The organism is Streptomyces sp. GMY02 (assembly GCF_019056675.1).
Lineage (GTDB): Bacteria > Actinomycetota > Actinomycetes > Streptomycetales > Streptomycetaceae > Streptomyces > Streptomyces odonnellii.
The window spans coordinates 6,546,418-6,563,584 of sequence record NZ_CP077658.1 but is presented as its reverse complement, the minus strand read 5'-3'; the positions used below and the strand labels follow the sequence as shown (position 1 = coordinate 6,563,584).

Here is a 17,167-nt window from a genome sequence, read left to right as displayed (position 1 = left end):
TCCTTACGCCGTACGGTATTGTGAACTCGCCCGATCTCCTTACAGCCTACGGAAACCATCCCGGAGAGAGCGATGACCGAAGCGGAACTGCACGACGGAAGCCACATCGAACTGGAGATCCATGGCACGGGACCAACCCTGCTGCTCCCGGTCGACCCGCGACCGGCCACCGGCGCGAAGGCCGATGAGCTGCGGCGATGGGGCGTGGACCCGGCGCTGGGCCGGTCCCTGATCGAGGGCCTGAGCGACAGGTTCCGCGTGGTCGCGTTCGACTACGAGGGCCATGTCATGGAGACGCCCAAGCCGGACACGCTGACCCCCGGCAATGTCGCCGCCGATCTGCTGGCGGTCGCCGACGCCGCGGGCGCCGGCCGTTTCGCGTACTACGGCTACTCATGGCTGGCCCTGAGCGGGCTCCAGCTCGCGATCCGTACCGATCGTCTCTCGGCGCTCGTCATGGGCGGCTTTCCGTCCATCGGTGGCCCGTACGCCGAGATGCTCCGGGTCACCATGGCCACGCATGAGATGGCCGCTCACCGGACGTCGGACCCGGCCCGGAGCACACCCCCGTACTCCGAGCAGTCACCTGGCGACTCCGTGGAGGACTACGACTGGTCGGCCGTGGAGGTGTCGATGACGGAGCCTCAGACCCGGCAATTCGTCACGCTCTACGAGGCGCTCCAGAGCTTCGACGACCGGGCCGCACAGCCGCGGATCACCTGCCCCCGCCTGTGTTTCGCCGGGTCGGCGGACGAGATCCCGTACGGCGAGAGCTGGGGCGGTATGACCGTACGCATCGCGGACGCGGTCATCAGCGGGCGCAGCGAACTGGAAACCGCCGGATGGGATGTGCGGGTTCTGGACGGGCTCGACCATACGCAGGCCATGCAGCCCGCGAACGTACTGCCCGTGCTGAAGCCCTGGTTGGCCTCGCGGCTGGATTCGTAGCCACGACCCGCCCGTGTTCCGTCACTTGCTCACCGGCGGGCGGGGTCCGGGAACAGGGGGCGCCGGGAGTGTCGTGGAGTACTCCGGGGAGCGGAGCGAGCGGACCCGTGGGGCGAGCAGGGTCGCGGCCGTGGCCAGGACCACCAGGGCCGCGCAACCCGCCAGGGCCGGGCCCGTGCCGGTCTCCGCGGCGATCGGCCCCGCGACCAGCAGCCCCAGCGGGGCGAAGGCCAGCGATCCGAAGAGGTCGTACGAGCTGACCCGGGACAGCGCCTCCTCCGGGACCTCGTGCTGAAGGGTCGTGGACCACAGCACCCCGAAGATGTCGTTGGCGATGCCCGAGCAGAACATGGCCACCGCGATCAGCCAGACCGGTGCCTCCCCGGCGAGCAGGATCATCGGGACCGCGGCCGGAAACGTCGCCAGTACCGCGACCAGGATCGGCCGCCGTACCCGCACACGGCTCGCGATTCCCGCGCCCGCGATCATCCCCAGCGCCTGCGCCGCGACGATCAGCGACCAGGCCCGCGCCCCGCCCAGCCGGTCGTCCGCCATCAGCGGGCCCAGGACCCCGACCGTGGCCTGGAGCGCGGCGACGACGACCGCGTACTGGGCGACCACCGCCCACAGCCACTGCCGCGAGGAGAACTCGTACCAGCCGTCCCGCAGATCCGCCCAGCCGGACGAGACGGCGCGGGGCGAGGTGGTGAGCCGCAGGCCGTTGACGAGCAGGGCGCTGAGCGCGAAGGAACCGGCGTTCAGGGCCAGCGCCCAGCCCGCTCCGACCAGCGCGACGGTCACTCCCGACAGCGCGAGACCGAGCAGCATCGCGCTGTTCGTGCCGACCCGCAGCATCCCGTTCGCCCGCTGGAGCAGGCTCTTGGGCACGATGAGCGGTACGACGCCCTCCATGGCCGGCAGGAAGAGCGCCGTGGCCGTCCCCGCCAGCACCGCCAGTACGCACATGGCCCACAGGGGCGCGTGGCCGGTGAGCACCATCGCGGCCAGTCCCCCGTACGCCGCCGCGCCGACCACGTCGGAGAGCACCATCAGCCGGGAGCGGGACATCCGGTCGGCGATCACACCGCCGACGAGTACGAACAGGAGTTGCGGCAGCGCCTGACAGGCGAGCACCAACGACAGCTTCCCGGGCCCCGCGCCGGGCAGCGCGAGCACCGCGAACGCCAGCGCCACACGGGCGAATCCATTGCCCAGCACCGAGATGGTGCGCGCGGAGACAAGAAGGAGAAACCGCCGGTCACGGAGGAGCGGCGGGGCCGCGGAGGCTGCTGTCACAGCGAGCCACCTTAGGGCGTGTCCTGTGGTTCTCGCCGGGGCTCAGGTGCCCCGGTACCGCGAGCGTGCGTGCCGGGCCCCGCGTGCCCGGCAAGATCGGCGAGACACCCTCTAGCTGTCGCCGAACTGTTTGTCCATGTTGTCCAGCAGTTGGCTGACGCGCGGGTCCGGTGCCAGGTCGGGCTGCGGGAAGGGGCACACCTGCCGCGGCTGCTGCGCGGGCGCGAAGCCCTCCCATTCCTCGGGTGTGAGGTCCCGGCCCACCTTCCGGCACAGGCCGGCGATGACCTCCTGCGGCCCGGCCAGCAGATAGTCGCGTATCTCCACCACTCCGTCGGGACCGTCGGCCGCCGCCACGGCGCCGTTCCGCAGCAGGGTGGCGGAGCCGGGACTCGCGCTGAAGCGGTACGTCTTGAGGAGGAGACCCGTGGCCGTGTCCCACAGCCCGATGCCGCCCGAGCCGACGACGGCCAGCGCGCCCCCGTCGGGGGAGAACGCCATCTCCAATGTGCCCTGGTCGTAGTCCAGCCGCCGCAGCAGCCGTCCCGAGTCGGCGTCCCAGAGGCTGATGCTGTCCTCACCGCTGGTTGCCACGGTCCGTCCGTCCGGGCTGAACGCCCCGCTGATGGCGGTGTCGTCGAGCCGGCGGTGGACCCGGCCGGTCACTGTGTCCCTCAGCTCCGACCGCTCGCCACCCAGCAGGAGCAGCCTGCCGTCGGCGCTGAACGCCAAGGGCATCTCGGCTGTTGTACCGGCATAACTGAACCGCACCTGTCCGGTGCGGGTGTCCCACAGGCGTACACCCGCCCCGGAGTCCACGGCGGCGACTGTCCTGGAGTCGGGGCTGAAGACGACGGGGAAGACCGGGCGCACCCGCCCCTGGGGGCGGACCGGACGGACGGAGGGCGCGTCCGCGTCCGCGGGGTACAGCGCCACCCCCGCGGAAGTACTGACCGCCAGGACGGAGCCGTCCGGGCTCCAGGCCAGCCACTTGACCTCGGGACCGCGCGGGACGAGAGTGCGCGGCCGGCCCCCGCCCGGCACGTCCGTACGCCAGATCCGTACGGTGCCGGAGAACTCGCCGACGGCCGTCTCATGGCCGCCGGGCCGCAGCGCGATCGCGGAGACCTGGCCGCCGGTGCGTATCCGGACGGGTTCCGGCGGTGTGAGCTGCCACAGCCTCGCCAGGCCCGCCAGGTCGTCGATCGCCACATGGGCCAGATCGCCCCGGAAGAAGAGACCTAACTGATCCCCGGTCAGCAACTGCGAGCCGTCGGCGTCGAAGGCGATGGCGCTGATCCAGGCGTCGTGGCCCCACAGCGTGTGCACGACCCGGCCGGTCGCCACCTCCCACACGTGCAGCAGTCCGGAGTTGTCGCCGGTGGCCAGCAGTCGCCCGTCGGGGCTGAAGGCGGCAGCCCCCACTTCGTCCTGATGGCTCCGCAGGTCGCGCACGATCCGCCCGCCGTGTGCGTCGCGCAGTTGCAGAGGACCGTTCGGACTGCCCGTCACGAACAGCCTTCCGTCGGGACTCAGCGCCACCGTGTCCACGGCGTCGGCGTCGGCGAGCCGCGTCAGTTCGGCCCCGTCGGACACCCGCCAGACGCACACCGTGCCGTCGTCGAGGGCGGCCGCGAGGACCTGCCCGTCCCGGCTGAGGGAGAGGCTGTTGGGGTAGAGCGCGAACCCGCCTTCCTCGCTGAGCGCGAGACCGGAGTCACTGGCCGCGGGCCCGCGGTCCAGGGTGCGCAGGAGCGTGCCGCGCGCGGTGTCGAACACACGGGTCCCGCCGTCGGGGCCGGACAGGGCGAAGCGACTGCCGTCCGCGCTGAACACGACCTCGCCGACCGTGGTGCTCCCGCCGTCCGCGACACCGCCGTCCACGGACCCGCCGTCCACGCCACCGCCATCCGCGACACCACCGTCTGCGATCCCATCGTCCGCGACACCGCCGTCGGAGGGCGGCGGCGCGGGGGTGACGGAGCGCCGCCGCTTGCCCGTCGAGGCGTCCCAGAGCGCCACCCAGCCATAGGTGTCGGCGGTGAGCAGTGTCCTGCCGTCCGGTGCGAAGGCCAGCCCGCTCACCGCGCCGCCCAGGCGCAGCCGCTTCTGCGTCCGGCCGTCGGCGGTGTTCCAGATCCGTACGGTCCCGGCCGGGTCTCCGGTGGCGGCGAGCGCCCCGTCCGGGCTGAGGGCGGCGGCCCGCACCCCGCGGTCGTGTCCCGTCAGCCGGAACCGCATCGGCAGGTCGGCCGCCGTGTACAGGCTCTGGCTCGCCTCCATGGTGGGCGACGTCCGGAACGCCTGGATGGCGAGCAGGGCGGAGAGGTCGCCGTTGAGTTCGTGCAGCAGGGTGGAGGATCCGGCCAGTTCGCGCGACTCGGACAGCCGCTGGGACGCCAGGGCGCTCTCCCGCTGCCACAGGGCGATCCCGGCGGCCACCAGGGCCAGGGCCAGCAGGCAGACCAGTACGGTGGTGACGCGCCGGCCGCGCCGGGCCAGGGCCTGGGCGTGGGCGCGGCTCGCCTCCAGGTACGCGACCACCTCGGCGGGCATGCCCCGGTGCCCGGACCACGACAGGCCCGCTTCGAGGTCCGTACCGGTCAGCAGGTCCCCGAGGTGGCGGGTGGCCTGCCAGCCCTGCTGGCGCCGGGCCGTCCGGTCCAGCCAGTTCTGGAAGTCCCGGTCGGCGCGGACCGCGTCCCGCAGGTCCGCCCAGTCCCGGATCAGCGCGTCGTGGATGAGTTCGGCGGTGGGCCGCCCGGGGTCGCGGGTGACCACGATGTGGTGGCCGGTCAGAACTCCGAGGACCTCATGGAAGGCCCGGTCGTGCGCCGCGGCGGTCGCCGGGTCCGTGTCCGGCTCGCCCAGCGTCCGGTCCTTGAGGTCGGCCACGGTCAGTTGGCGGCGGGCCGGTGCGACTCCGTGCCCCTCGTCCCCGGGCTGGACCAGCGCCGTGAGCAGCCGCCAGGCCATGTCCCGGTGTTCCTCGGGGATACCGGCGACCGCGGTGTCGCACCAGGTGCCGAGGGAGCCGGTCACACCGCCGATCCGGTCGTACGCGTCGTGGGTCAGGCGCCCGTCCACGCGTCGGCGCCACAGCAGGGTGAGGGTGAACTCCACCAGGGGCAGCACGGTGGCAGGGACACCGCCGGCCGCCTCCGCCGGGATTCCGGCGCCGGCCTCCGCGTCCCCCGTGGCCTCGGCCCGGGGCAGGTCGGCGACGATCCGGTCGGCGAGCCCGCGCTCCAGGCGTACCCGTACGGTCCCGTCCGGCAGGGTGATGATGGTGTGCAGCTCGTCCGGGGTGAGGGTGGGGGGCACCTGCACCATGCCCGGCTGCATGACCTCCAGCAGCTCGGGTGCCCGCGCGGCCAGCCGGGGATAGAAGTCGTCACGCATCACCACGACCACGCGCACGAGTTCGGGGGCCTCGACGGCCTCGCGCAGGTACGTGAGGACGCGGGCGGCGTAGGCGTCGGGGCCACTGCCGCTGCCGCTGCGATCTCCGCTGCCACTGCCGTCGCCGTCGGCTCCACCGGCGGTGGCGCCCGTACGTCCGTCCCCGGCTCCAGGGGGAGCGGGCCCGCTCCCGGCCTCGGCGCTGCTGATGTACGAGGAGTCCGCGCCGCCGGAGTCCGCCGTACTGTCGCCTCCCATGCCGACGGAAGCGGGCGTACCGCTGCCCTCCGCACCACCGGGGGTCGTCGTACGGCTGTCATCGGCGCCGCGAGGGACGGCATCACGGCCGGACTTCGCGCTGCCGGTGTCTGCGACTGCCGCACCGTCAGGAGCGGCGGCCCGGCCGTCGGCCGCCTCGCCGTCAGCCGCCCCGCTGTCGGCCGTCCCGCTGTCGGCTGCGGCTCCGTCAGGCGTGGGCGTACGGTCGTCGCCCGCGTCGCCGATGTCCACGGACCCCGTGCCGTCGCCTTCCCCCGAGCGCCGCCGCGGATCGTCCTGCCGCGCGAAGATCTCCTCGAACTGGTCGACGACGAGCAGGACCCGGTCGTACCCGGGCTCCTCGGCGAGCCGGCGCCGGACCGCCGGCACGATACCCCCGGAGGCGACTCCGGGCAGGCCGGCGGCCTCCAGCTCGGCCACCAGATCGCGGCCGGGGCGGGCGACGACGGGCAGCCATCCCTCGTCGGCCGTCCGGGCCACCACCCCGGCCAGCGCCAGCGAGGACTTGCCCGAGCCCGAGGGCCCCAGCAGCAGCAAGCGGCGGCGGCGCCGCAGCACGCCGAGGAGACGCTCCACGACACCCCCGCGGCCGTGGAAGAGGCCGGCGTCGGCCGCGGTGAACGCCTCCAGGCCCCGGTACGGGCACGGGTCCTGCTCGGCCAGACCGGGTACGGCCTCCCGCAGGACGGAGGTCGGGGTCGCGAAGGCGAGGTCGGTGCCCCGCAGATGCTCGTCCGGTGCCGTGATCTCCGTCAGCATGCCGATGACCAGACCAGTGACCTCGTCGACGACGGCAGCGCCGCTGAAACCCGGCATCACGCCGTTCGCCCCGGACAACTGGAGCAGCACTCCGGCCCGTTCGGCCGGGAAGAGCCGGCCCGCCACCGCCGTCACGGGATGACCGCCGTCACGGCCGCCCGCGGGGAACCCGAACGACACCACGGCGTGGCCCTGTGTGCCCCCGGCGGTGCCGAGTTCCAGGACCCGCGCACCGGTGGGCGCGTCCGCCAGCCGGACGGCCGCCACGTCCTGCGTGTCGGCGTCCCGCCAGGACGCGGCCTCGACACGCCCGGGAAGCGAGGGCGCCCCCGGCAGATGCGGGAAGGACACGTCGACCTCGCCGTCCGGCCCGCCGCCGGCGGCGGCGATCACATGCGCGCAGGTGAGGAGCAGATCCGGCGCCACCAGGAATCCGCTCCCCGCGACCGTCCCGTCCGTGCCGAGGATCCGCGCGGTCGCGGCCGGGAGCCCCGCCGCGTCCCCTGCCCGGGTCACAGCCGTTTCTCCCGGCCTCAGCCGCTGCCGCCGACCGGGCCGGGCCCGCCGGCCGCACCCGGGCGAGGATCGGGCCCCGGATCCGGACCACGACCGACACCCGGATCCGCAGCGGCGCCGGGATCGGAGCCAAGGCCCACACCCGGGCCCGTACCCACACCCGGATCCGCACCCGCGCCCGGATCCGCACCACCGCCTGCCACCAAGCCCGACCCCACGCCCCGTTCCGTACCACCGCCTGCCACCGGAGCCGGGCCCGCGCCCAGGTCCGACCCCGCGCTCCACAGGACGCGGACCTTCAGATGGAACGCTCCCTGCGTCTTGGTGATGACCGCCCCGGCCTCGGCGGAGAGGTCCACCCCGAACTCGATCTCCACCTCGTCCGGACCGGCCTGCCGCAACTGGTCGAGGACCGACCGGGCCGTCTCCCGGACCGGCGCGAGCGATGCCAGCAGCGAGCGCGGCAGATCACGCACCACGTCGGCGGGCCGCGCGACCTTCACCGGACCCTGGGCCGCGGACGAAGCCGCCGCCTCGAAGAGCACGGAGCCGCCGCCTTCCAGCGGCATGCGCACCAGGTCCCCCATGAACGCCCCCCTCGGACGAGTACGCCTGGGCGGGACTCATACCCGTCCCCCGCACCCTCATGCGCCCCGAGGCCGCCGGACATAGTGTCTTTTTCCGGTGTCCGGTGCCCGCCCGGTCATGGCCCGGCAGACCGAAGTCCCGGCCGACGGCGGGCAGTACCGGACCATCCCCGGAACCGACCGGACGCCCCGCGGAACCGGCGGGACGACCCCCGGAACCGATGGGCGCCGCCAACTCCCGCCCGTCGCCTCAGCTTCCGTCCCTCAGATCCTCAAGTCCCTCCGGCCTGAAGGCGATCCCGTCGAACGTCACCGCACACCCCTCGCCCCTCGGCGACTGCGCCAGAAAGCCGACCCGCGCCGACACGGCCTCCGCCGCCGTACCCAACGTGAACACGCGGACGAATGTCCAGTTCTCGCCGTCCGGGGAGGCGCGGAAGGCGAACGACCTGCCCGTACGGCTGATCCGCAGCCAGTACCTGTCGCCCGCCACCTGGAAGGAGTTGGCGTCGTCGGAGTGGCCGCGGGTGACGACCGTGCAGATGGTGGGGCGCTCGGGGGACAGCTCCAGACAGAGTTTGGCCCACTGCGGCTCGGCGACCTCCAGGCAGAGCACGCCCGCGTCGAAGGCGGCGGCGAAGCCGACCGTCACCCGGGCGAGAAGCTGGAAGTCGCCCTCCGGTACGCCGAGAAGCCGGGCGCGTCGGAGGCCGGTTCCAGGGACTCCGACGACGGGGGTACGAAACGGTCCTGGCGGGCGCCCGCCCGACCGGTGAGCGCGCCGTCCTCATACGCCCACGCGCCCTCGGGACCGAACGCCCGCAGCGGAAACGGCAGTTCAGGCAGCTCCACCGGAGCAGGCAGCTCCACCAGGTCGGGCAGCTCCACCGGAGCAGGCAGCTCCACCGCAGCGGGCGGCTCCACCAGGTCAGGCAGCTCCACCGGAGCGGACAGTTGCACCGGAGCCGACAGCCCCGTCGCGGAACCGCCCGCGCTCCCTTCTCCCCCGGAACCCCCCGCCGCCCCCTCAGTCATGCGCCGGATTCTCCGGCCGCCCGTCCACCCGTCGCGGCAGCCCCAGCGGATTCGCGTCCCTCAGCTCCGGCGGAAGCAGCCCCTCCGGGGTGGACTGGTACGTGACCGGCCGCAGCCAGCGTTCGATGGCCGTCGCGCCGACCGAGGTGGACGTCGACGTGGTCGCCGGGTACGGCCCGCCGTGGTGCTGCGCGGGCGCGACGGCGACACCGGTCGGCCAGCCGTTGACCAGGACCCGCCCGGCCAGCGGGGTCAGCTCCGCCAGCAGTTCGGCGGTCCCGGGCACCGTCCCCTCGGCCTCCGCCTCCGCGATCTGGAGCGTGGCCGTGAGATTGCCGGGCAGCCGGGCCAGTACGGCGCTGATCTCGTCGGTCGAGGCGTACCGCGCGACCACGGTCACCGGACCGAAGCACTCCTCCAGGAGCAGATCGTGCGGCCCGTCCTTGGCGAGGGCTTCGGCGGGCAGGGTCAGGAAGCCCGCGCTGACGGTGTGCTCGCCGCCCGCGCCGGGGGTGATCGGGGCGTCCACGTCCGGCAGTTCGGCCCGTTCCCGTACGCCCGCGACAAAGGCGTCCCGCATCCGGTGGTCCAGCATCACCCCGGGCTCGGTCTCGCTGACGGCTGCCGTGAGGGAGGCGACCAGCCGGTCCCCGGCCGCTCCGGCGGGCGCCAGGACGAAGCCGGGCTTGGTGCAGAACTGCCCCTCCCCCAGGGTCATCGAGCCGGCGAGACCGGCACCGATCTGCTCGGCGCGCTCGGCCGCCGCCGCCTCGGTGATCACCACCGGGTTGAGGGAGCCCAGCTCTCCGTGGAAGGGGATGGGCACGGGCCGGGCCGCCGCCGCGTCGAAGAGCGCGCGCCCGCCGCGTACGGAACCGGTGAAACCGGCCGCCGCGACCAGCGGGTGCCGCACCAGCTCGACGCCCGCCTCGAATCCGTGCACCAGCGAGAGCACGTCCTCGGGCAGCCCCACCTGGGCCGCCGCCCTGCGCAGCACGGAGGCGCACAGCTCGGAGGTACCGGGGTGGTCCGGATGGGCCTTGACGACGACCGGGCAGCCCGCAGCCAGCGCGCTCGCGGTGTCCCCGCCGGGTACGGAGAAGGCGAGCGGGAAGTTGCTCGCGGAGTAGACCGCGACCACCCCCAGCGGCACCTTCCAGCGGCGCAGATCGGGCCAGGGCGGAGTGCGGTCCGCGTCGGCGTGGTCGATCCGGATGTCGAGGAAGGCGCCTTCCTCGACGACCTCCGCGAAGGCCCTCAACTGGGCTGCCGTACGGGCGAGTTCACCGGTGAGCCGGACCGGACCGAGAGCGGTCTCGGCGTCCGCGGCCTCGATGACGTGCTCACGGGACGCGTGCAGCAGATCCGCCGCGGTACGGAGCAGGGCGGCGCGGACGGTACGGTCGGCGAGCGCGTCCCTGACTGCGTACGCCCCGCGCACCGCGCGGTCGACCTCCTCGGCCGTGGCCTCGTGCGCGACCTGCTCACGTGGCTTCCCCGTTCGGGGGTCGACACTCCAGACTGGTGCTGCTGCCACCGTGGCTTCCTTCCCTGCCGACTGCCACCCATCGGACCTTGTTCGGTATTCTGAACAAAGTTCTTGATGGTGAATCTGTAGGGACTCTATTTCCGCGCGTTCCGCGTGGTCAAGAGCGGTCCGGAAGGCGAAAAGGGGCGAGGGACCATGACGGTTTCGGAGACCGGTGGAGCACAGGTCAAGTCCGCCGTACGGACGGTGGAACTGCTCGAATACTTCGCGGGGCGCCCCGGCATGCACTCCCTCGCCGCCGTCCAGGAGGCGGTCGGCTACCCCAAGTCCAGCCTGTACATGCTGCTGCGGACCCTGGTCGAGCTGGGCTGGGTGGAGACCGACGCGACGGGCACACGGTACGGGATCGGGGTACGGGCCCTGCTCGTCGGCACCTCGTACATCGACGGCGACGAGGTGGTGGCGGCGGCCCGCCCCACCCTGGACCGGCTCTCCGACGACACCACCGAGACCATCCACCTCGCGCGGCTCGACGGCACCAATGTCGTCTATCTCGCCACCCGCCAGTCGCAGCACTATCTGCGGCCCTTCACCCGGGTCGGCCGCCGGCTGCCCGCGCACTCGACCTCGCTGGGCAAGGCGCTGCTGGCGACCCACAGCGACGAGCAGGTGCGCAAGATGCTGCCGGAGACCATGCCGGCGCTGACCGAGCACACCATCACCGACCGCGAGAAGCTGATCGAGGAGCTGCACACCGTACGCGAGCAGGGGTACGCGGTGGACCGCGAGGAGAACACCCTCGGGCTGCGCTGCTTCGGTGTCGCGATCCCGTACCGGACCCCGGCGCGCGACGCGATCAGTTGCTCGGTGCCGGTGGCGCGGCTGACCCCGGGCCATGAGCAGATGATCAAGGACGCCCTGTTCGACGCCCGCGACCGCCTGACGCTCGCGACCCGCAGGCTCTGATGGACACGCCGGGCCACAAGCCCCCGGAGGTGGGGCTGCGCGAGGTGCGGGAGAGCGATCTGCCGCTCTTCTTCGTGATGGGACAGGACCCCGAGGCGCTGCGGATGGCCGCCTTCACCGCCGAGGACCCCGCCGACCGGGCCCGTTTCGACGCCCACTGGGCGCGGATCCTGGCCTCGGCCGAGACCGTCAACCGTACGGTCCTCGCCGACGGCGAGGTGGCCGGGCACGCCGCGGTCTACGGGCCGCCCGGGGAGCGGGAGGTGACGTACTGGATCGACCGCGCCCACTGGGGCCGCGGTATCGCGACCGCCGCGCTGCGCGCGCTGCTCGCCCTCGTACCGGAACGGCCGCTGGGGGCCCGCGCCGCCGCCGACAACGCGGGCTCGCTGCGCGTGCTGGCGAAGTGCGGGTTCGTGGTCAGCGGCTACGACCGGGACTACGCGGCGGGGCGCGGCGAGGACACCGACGAGGTGCTGCTGACCCTGCGGGCCCCCGGCGCGTCCGGGACTCCGGGCGCTCCCGGGAGCCCCGAGCGATCCTGAAGAGTTTCTGAGAAGCCCGGCCGACGGGAACGACCGCTCCCGGCCCGCTCGTCCCTCGTACGCGATGAACAACGGGATGAACAAGACGATCAGACGCACAGCGGTCACCTGTCTGCTGCTCGTGCTCGCCCTGCTGGTACGGGCGACCTGGGTGCAGGCGTACGAGGCCAAGGCCCTCGCCGACGACAAGCACAACCGGCGGAACCTCATCGCCCAGTACGCGCAGCCGCTGGGCGACATCGTCGTGGCCGGGGCGCCCGTCACGGGCTCCCGGAAGACCACGGGCAGCGATCTCGCGTACGAGCGCACCTACACCGACGGCGCCCTGTACGCGCCCGTCACCGGCTACAGCTCGCAGGCGTACGGCTCCACCCAGATCGAGGGCATCTTCTCCGATGTGCTCGACGGGACCGACAGCCGGCTCAAGAACCCGGTCGACGCGCTCCTGGGCAAGCAGACCGCGCCCGGCGATGTCCTGACGACGATCGACCCCGCCGTACAGGAGGCCGGTTACCGCGCGCTGGGCGGCAAGCAGGGCGCGGCCGTCGCGATCGATCCCGTGACCGGGCGCGTGCTCGCGGTGGTCAGCACGCCCTCGTACGATCCGACGAGGATCAGCGATACGACGGACGGCGACGCCTGGCGGGAGCTGACCGGGGACCCGGCCAAGCCCATGGTCAACCGTGCGCTGCGGCAGCCGCTGCCGCCCGGCTCGACCTTCAAGCTGGTGGTCGCGGCGGCGGCGCTGGAGGACGGTCTGTACAGCTCGGTCGACGAGCCGACCGACAGCCCGGACCCGTACACCCTGCCCACCACGACCACCCTGCTCCGCAACGAGAACAGCTCGGCGCCCTGCGAGAACGCCTCCATCCGCACCGCCCTCGCCTACTCCTGCAACACGGTGTTCGGAAAGATGGCCGACGACCTCGGGCAGGAGAAGGTGCGCGCGATGGCGGAACGGTTCGGCTTCGACGACACCAGCCAGGACGTGCCGGTACGGGCCTCGGAGAGCGTCTATCCGTCCGGGATGGACCGCGCGCAGACGGCGCTCAGCGGGATCGGGCAGTTCGATGTGACCGCGACCCCGCTCCAGATGGCCATGGTCTCGGCGGCCCTCGCGAACGACGGGATGCTGGCCGCGCCGCACATGGTGTCGAAGGTGGTGAACGCGAGCGGCGACACCCTGCGCTCCTACCCGGACGGCGACACCACCCGCATCGTCTCCTCGTCCACCGCCGAGCAACTGCGCAGCGCGATGGTGACGGTCGTCGAGGACGGTACGGGGACGAACGCCCGGGTGGACGGCGCCGAGGTCGGCGGCAAGACGGGTACGGCCCAGCACGGCGTGGACAACAGCCGTACGCCGTACGCCTGGTTCACCTCGTACGCGAAGGACGCCGCCACCGGCAAGGAGGTCGCGGTCGCGGTGGTCGTGGAGGACTCGGGAGCGGCGCGCTCGGAGGTCAGCGGCAACGGCCTGGCCGCACCGGTCGCACAGAAGATGATGACGGCGGCGCTGAAGTGACCTTCTCTTGCGTCGTCTCGTAGGGCCCCGGCGGGTTTCCCGTGGGTCCCCCGGCGGACGGAACGCCCCCGGCCGCGACCGACAGGCCGCGGCCGGGGGATCCCACGGGATCACCGGAGGCTCTCGCGGGAGTTCCGGGGAGCCTCGCGGGACCGCTCACGCGCTCTGCGCCGCCGCCTCCTCGGCCGTGATCCGCGGCCTGGCGACCGCCATCCGCTGCGCGGTCCGGCCCGCCGGAGCGGACGCCGGGTCCGCCGGGCGCCGGGTGTGCCAGTCCGTCACCGCCTGGTAGGCGGCGGCGACCTCCAGCAGCCGGTCCTCCTCGTACGGCTGGCCGCCGAGGATCACACCGGCCGGAATCCCCGCGGTGAAGCCCACGGGGAAGGCGATCTCGGGCAGTCCGAGGATGTCGAACGGTACGGGACCGGTCTGGAGCAGCACGTCGCAGCGGTCCATGACCCCGTCGAGGACCTCGCGCAGCAGATGGTTCTTGGCGCGCTGCGCGGTGATCCACTCGTCGCCGGAGAGCATCAGTCCCTGGAGCCAGCTCAGCAGGGACACCCCGAACTTCGCCGGGTCCTCGCGCAGCCAGTACCGGAACGGCTCGGTCCGCTCGGACAGCCGGGCGTCATTGAACGTACCGGTGAGCAGCCCCCAGTCGGCCGGATAGGTGATGTCGACGAGCGTCACCCCGGAGATGGAGTCGAGCTTGTCGAGGAAGGCCGTCCGCACCTCGGTCGCCGAGCCGAGGAAGTCGGCCGGCACCCCGATCCTGGTGGCCCTGCGCAGCTTCACTCTGCCCCGCGAGACCACCGGGGTCGCGGCCCGTACGAGATCCGGCAGTTCGGGAAGGCCGAGGGTGCGTGGGTCCTGCGGGTCGGGGCCCGCCATCACCGCGAGCATCAGTGCCGCGTCCATGGCGTCGCGCGCCAGCGGTCCCGGGTGGTCGCGGGTGTACGAGAGCGGGATCACGCCATGGGCGGAGACCCGGCCCATGGTGGGCTTCAGTCCGGTGAGGTTCTGCCGGTTGGAGGGCTGGACGATGGAACCGCCGGTCTGGGTGCCGATGGAGGACGACGCCAGCCGCCCGGCGACGGCGGTGGCCGGACCGGTGGAGGAGCCGCCGGGATCGGTGGACGGGTTCTCCGGGGTCCAGGCGTTGACGGTGGTGACCGTCCCGTTGGGGGTGGTCGCACGGGTGGTGGCGAGCGGGCCCATCTGGCCCTTGCCCAGGACGATGCCGCCCGCGGAGACGAGCCGGGCGACCGCGGTGGCGTCGTAGTCGGGGACGAAGTCCTCGAAGATGTACGAGTTGCAGCGCGTCGGCACCCCGCGCGTGAAGTAGTTGTCCTTGATGCACAGCGGAACACCACTGAGGACTCCGCCCCGTCCGCCGCTCCGGTCGGCCTTGCGGGCGGCGGCGAGCGCGCTCTCGTCCGTGACCTCGGCGTACGCCTGGTAGGTGGAGTCGAAGGCGGCGATCCGGTCGAGATACGCCTCGACGAGCGTGACGGAGGTCAGCCGGCGGCGGCTCATCAGGACGGCGGCCTCGGCGAGGGTCGCCTCGGTGGGGTCGCGGCGCGCCGCGTCCCGGACGTCGATGTCGGGGAGGTACGGCTTGCGCCCGGACGGGCCGGTGGACCCGGTGAAGGCTGCCGGGGCGGTGGCGGCTTGCGCGGCGGCGGGGGCCGCGAAGGCGGTTCCGCTGACGACGGCTCCCGTCACGGCCGCCGAACTGGCCAGGAACGTACGGCGGTTGAGTGCGCGGCTCATCGTCCGGCCCCCTTCCCGGTGTCGCCGGTCCGTCCCGTCCAGGCTTCGGTGATGGACGGATAGATCAGCGGCGGCGAGGCCTGCTGGGCGTAAGCGGGGGCCGGGGTGCCGGTCACCGGGGGCGTCCAGCCCGCGATGGCGACCGGTCCCGCGGTGACGAAGGACCGCAGGGAGCGCAGGGCCTGGTCACGGGTGGGGACGCCGGTCGCGGGGTCCGGCTGCGTGGGCAGCAGATCGAGATCGACGCCGGCCAGGGCGAGTCTGGTCCGTATGTACGCGTCCAACTGCTCCTGGGTGGGTGGCTGAGGCTGGCTCAAAAGAACCTCCGGAAGTGCATGCCGTGCGGGGGGTGCGGCGTGACTCCATCAGCCGTCGATGACTGCCCCGTTGAGCACTTGCTTCACGGGTGTTACATCGAACGCACCCCGCCGCCCGCGTACGCCGCCCCGTACGCTCGCCCCGCGCCCCGTCCCGTACTCCCGCTCGTACCGCCGCGACCTGGCACTACGTCACATTGAGCAACTGCTCGACCGGATCGATCGCGAAGTAGACCGCGAACAGCGCCGCCGTCCCCCACAGCAGCCAGTGCACCTCACGCGCCTTGCCCAGCACCGCCTTGATCAGGACGTAGGAGAGGAAGCCGGCGCCGATGCCATTGGTGATGGAGTACGTGAACGGCATCACGGCGATCGTCAGGAAGGCCGGGATCGCTATCTCGTACTTCTCCCAGTCGATGTGCCGTACCTGCGTCATCAGCAGGAAGCCCACCACGACCAGCGCCGGAGCCGCCGCCTGCGCCGGGACCACCAGGGCGAGCGGGGCGAGGAAGAGGGAGAGCCCGAAGAGCGCGCCGGTGACCAGGGACGCGAAACCGGTACGGGCGCCCTCGCCGACGCCCGCCGCCGACTCGATGTACGAGGTGCTGGAGGAAGCCGAGGCGGCGCCGCCCGCCACCGCCGCCGCGCCGTCGATCAGCAGGATCCGGCCGAGGTTGGGCACCTTGCCCTGCTCGTCGAGGAGTCCGGCCTCGCTGGAGACCCCGACCACGGTGCCCATGGTGTCGAAGAAGTCGCTCAGCATGAGCGTGAAGACCAGCAGGACGAGCGTGACCACCCCGACCTGCTCGAACGCCCCGAAGAGGCTGAAGGAGCCGACGAGCCCGAAGTCGGGTGCGGCGACCAGGTCACCGGGCACGGCCGGCGCGGTGAGTCCCCAGGCGGCGGGCGCGATGTCCGCGATCTCGTTGATGACGACCGCCACGGCCGTCGTGACGACGATGCCGATGAGGATCGCGCCCCGCACCTTGCGCGCCACCAGGGCGACGGTCAGCAGGACTCCGAGACAGAAGACCAGGACCGGCCAGCCGGTGAGCTGTCCCGAGGCGCCGAGCTGCACCGGTACGGAGCCGGTGTCGCCGGGGATCCGGGTGACGAAGCCCGCGTCGACGAAGCCGATGAAGGCGATGAAGAGGCCGATGCCCACGCTGATGGCCTGCTTGAGTTCCCGCGGGATGGCGTGCATGACGGCCTCGCGCAGCCCGGTCACCACCAGCGCGCAGATCAGCAGGCCTTCGAGGACGATCAGTCCCATCGCGTCGGGCCAGCTCATCAGGGGCGCGAGCTGGAAGGCGACCACGGCGTTGAGTCCGAGGCCGGCGGCGACGGCGAGCGGCAGATTGCCGCCGAGGCCCATGACCGCGGTCATCACGGCGGCCACCAGCGCGGTGGCGGTGACGAGCTGCGGCCCGGAGAGCTGGGCACCGAACTTGTCCTCGGCGCCACCCAGGATGATCGGGTTGAGCACGAGGATGTAGGCCATGGTGAAGAAGGTGGCGAAGCCGCCGCGGATCTCGCGCCCGTACGTCGAACCGCGCTCGCTGATCCTGAAGTAGCGGTCGACGGCATCACGTCGGGCGGGGCCGGGCGTTCGCTCGGGCTGTGGCGACTGCGGGGTGCGGTCCACTGTCCGGTCTGACATGGGGCTCCTCTTGCCGGGACGGTCGCGGGGGGTAGAGGGATTGTGCCCCTGTCAGGGACAGTTCAGGTTT

General features: G+C 72.6%; 11 protein-coding genes and 1 pseudogene. 4 read left to right on the top strand and 8 right to left on the bottom strand.

The features are described 5' to 3' along the window. The first annotated feature begins 72 nt into the window (after positions 1-72). The gene (locus tag KQY30_RS27965; RefSeq protein WP_217309222.1) at positions 73-948 is read left to right on the top strand and encodes an alpha/beta fold hydrolase; all 876 of its coding nucleotides are present in this window, start codon (positions 73-75) and stop codon (positions 946-948) included. A gap of 21 nt (positions 949-969) precedes the next feature. Here KQY30_RS27965 and KQY30_RS27960 read toward each other — a convergent pair whose 3' ends face one another. The 5 genes and pseudogenes from KQY30_RS27960 to KQY30_RS27940 form a co-directional block, all read right to left on the bottom strand. After that, positions 970-2,244: an MFS transporter gene (locus tag KQY30_RS27960; protein WP_217309221.1), complete on the bottom strand. Its 1,275-nt coding sequence runs from the start codon at positions 2,242-2,244 to the stop codon at positions 970-972. 111 nt (positions 2,245-2,355) lie between these two features. Beyond that, positions 2,356-7,200 carry a hypothetical protein gene (locus KQY30_RS27955; protein ID WP_217309220.1) on the bottom strand — a complete coding sequence of 1,615 codons (4,845 nt, stop codon included), beginning with the start codon at positions 7,198-7,200 and terminating at the stop codon, positions 2,356-2,358. Between the two features lie 17 nt (positions 7,201-7,217). After that, positions 7,218-7,787 carry a CU044_2847 family protein gene (locus KQY30_RS37220; RefSeq protein WP_217309219.1) on the bottom strand — a complete coding sequence of 190 codons (570 nt, stop codon included), beginning with the start codon at positions 7,785-7,787 and terminating at the stop codon, positions 7,218-7,220. A gap of 250 nt (positions 7,788-8,037) precedes the next feature. After that, positions 8,038-8,639: pseudogene (locus KQY30_RS27945) on the bottom strand (DUF1349 domain-containing protein). 175 nt (positions 8,640-8,814) lie between these two features. Beyond that, a complete protein-coding gene (locus KQY30_RS27940) occupies positions 8,815-10,359 on the bottom strand; it encodes an aldehyde dehydrogenase (NADP(+)) (protein WP_217309218.1) in 1,545 nt (514 codons plus the stop codon). A 147-nt stretch (positions 10,360-10,506) separates the two neighbouring features. Between KQY30_RS27940 and KQY30_RS27935 the strand changes: the two genes are divergently transcribed. The 3 genes from KQY30_RS27935 (at position 10,507) to KQY30_RS27925 (ending at position 13,347) form a co-directional block, all read left to right on the top strand. Further along, complete coding sequence (locus KQY30_RS27935) at positions 10,507-11,277, top strand: IclR family transcriptional regulator (protein ID WP_217309217.1); 771 nt, start codon at positions 10,507-10,509, stop codon at positions 11,275-11,277. Beyond that, positions 11,277-11,822 carry a GNAT family N-acetyltransferase gene (locus KQY30_RS27930; protein WP_217309216.1) on the top strand — a complete coding sequence of 182 codons (546 nt, stop codon included), beginning with the start codon at positions 11,277-11,279 and terminating at the stop codon, positions 11,820-11,822. Before KQY30_RS27935 ends, KQY30_RS27930 begins: the two co-directional genes overlap by 1 nt. 76 nt (positions 11,823-11,898) lie before the next feature. Continuing rightward, entirely contained in the window at positions 11,899-13,347 is a 1,449-nt protein-coding gene (locus tag KQY30_RS27925) for a penicillin-binding transpeptidase domain-containing protein (protein WP_217309215.1), read from the top strand. Positions 13,348-13,503: 156 nt separating this feature from the next. Here KQY30_RS27925 and KQY30_RS27920 read toward each other — a convergent pair whose 3' ends face one another. From KQY30_RS27920 to KQY30_RS27910, 3 genes are all read right to left on the bottom strand, one after another. Beyond that, entirely contained in the window at positions 13,504-15,120 is a 1,617-nt protein-coding gene (locus KQY30_RS27920) for an amidase (protein WP_217309214.1), read from the bottom strand. After that, the gene (locus KQY30_RS27915) at positions 15,117-15,437 is read right to left on the bottom strand and encodes a hypothetical protein (protein ID WP_217309213.1); all 321 of its coding nucleotides are present in this window, start codon (positions 15,435-15,437) and stop codon (positions 15,117-15,119) included. Before KQY30_RS27915 ends, KQY30_RS27920 begins: the two co-directional genes overlap by 4 nt. A gap of 187 nt (positions 15,438-15,624) precedes the next feature. Further along, the gene (locus KQY30_RS27910; RefSeq protein ID WP_217309212.1) at positions 15,625-17,097 is read right to left on the bottom strand and encodes an NCS2 family permease; all 1,473 of its coding nucleotides are present in this window, start codon (positions 17,095-17,097) and stop codon (positions 15,625-15,627) included. Positions 17,098-17,167: the final 70 nt, after the last annotated feature.

What these genes read in the sequence shown, in the direction of transcription:
- KQY30_RS27965 (WP_217309222.1), top strand. Translation starts at nt 73, where the DNA reads ATGACCGAAGCGGAACTGCACGACGGAAGCCACATCGAACTGGAGATC.
- KQY30_RS37220 (WP_217309219.1), bottom strand. Translation starts at nt 7,787, where the DNA reads ATGGGGGACCTGGTGCGCATGCCGCTGGAAGGCGGCGGCTCCGTGCTC.
- KQY30_RS27935 (WP_217309217.1), top strand. Translation starts at nt 10,507, where the DNA reads ATGACGGTTTCGGAGACCGGTGGAGCACAGGTCAAGTCCGCCGTACGG.
- KQY30_RS27930 (WP_217309216.1), top strand. Translation starts at nt 11,277, where the DNA reads ATGGACACGCCGGGCCACAAGCCCCCGGAGGTGGGGCTGCGCGAGGTG.
- KQY30_RS27925 (WP_217309215.1), top strand. Translation starts at nt 11,899, where the DNA reads ATGAACAAGACGATCAGACGCACAGCGGTCACCTGTCTGCTGCTCGTG.
- KQY30_RS27920 (WP_217309214.1), bottom strand. Translation starts at nt 15,120, where the DNA reads ATGAGCCGCGCACTCAACCGCCGTACGTTCCTGGCCAGTTCGGCGGCC.
- KQY30_RS27910 (WP_217309212.1), bottom strand. Translation starts at nt 17,097, where the DNA reads ATGTCAGACCGGACAGTGGACCGCACCCCGCAGTCGCCACAGCCCGAG.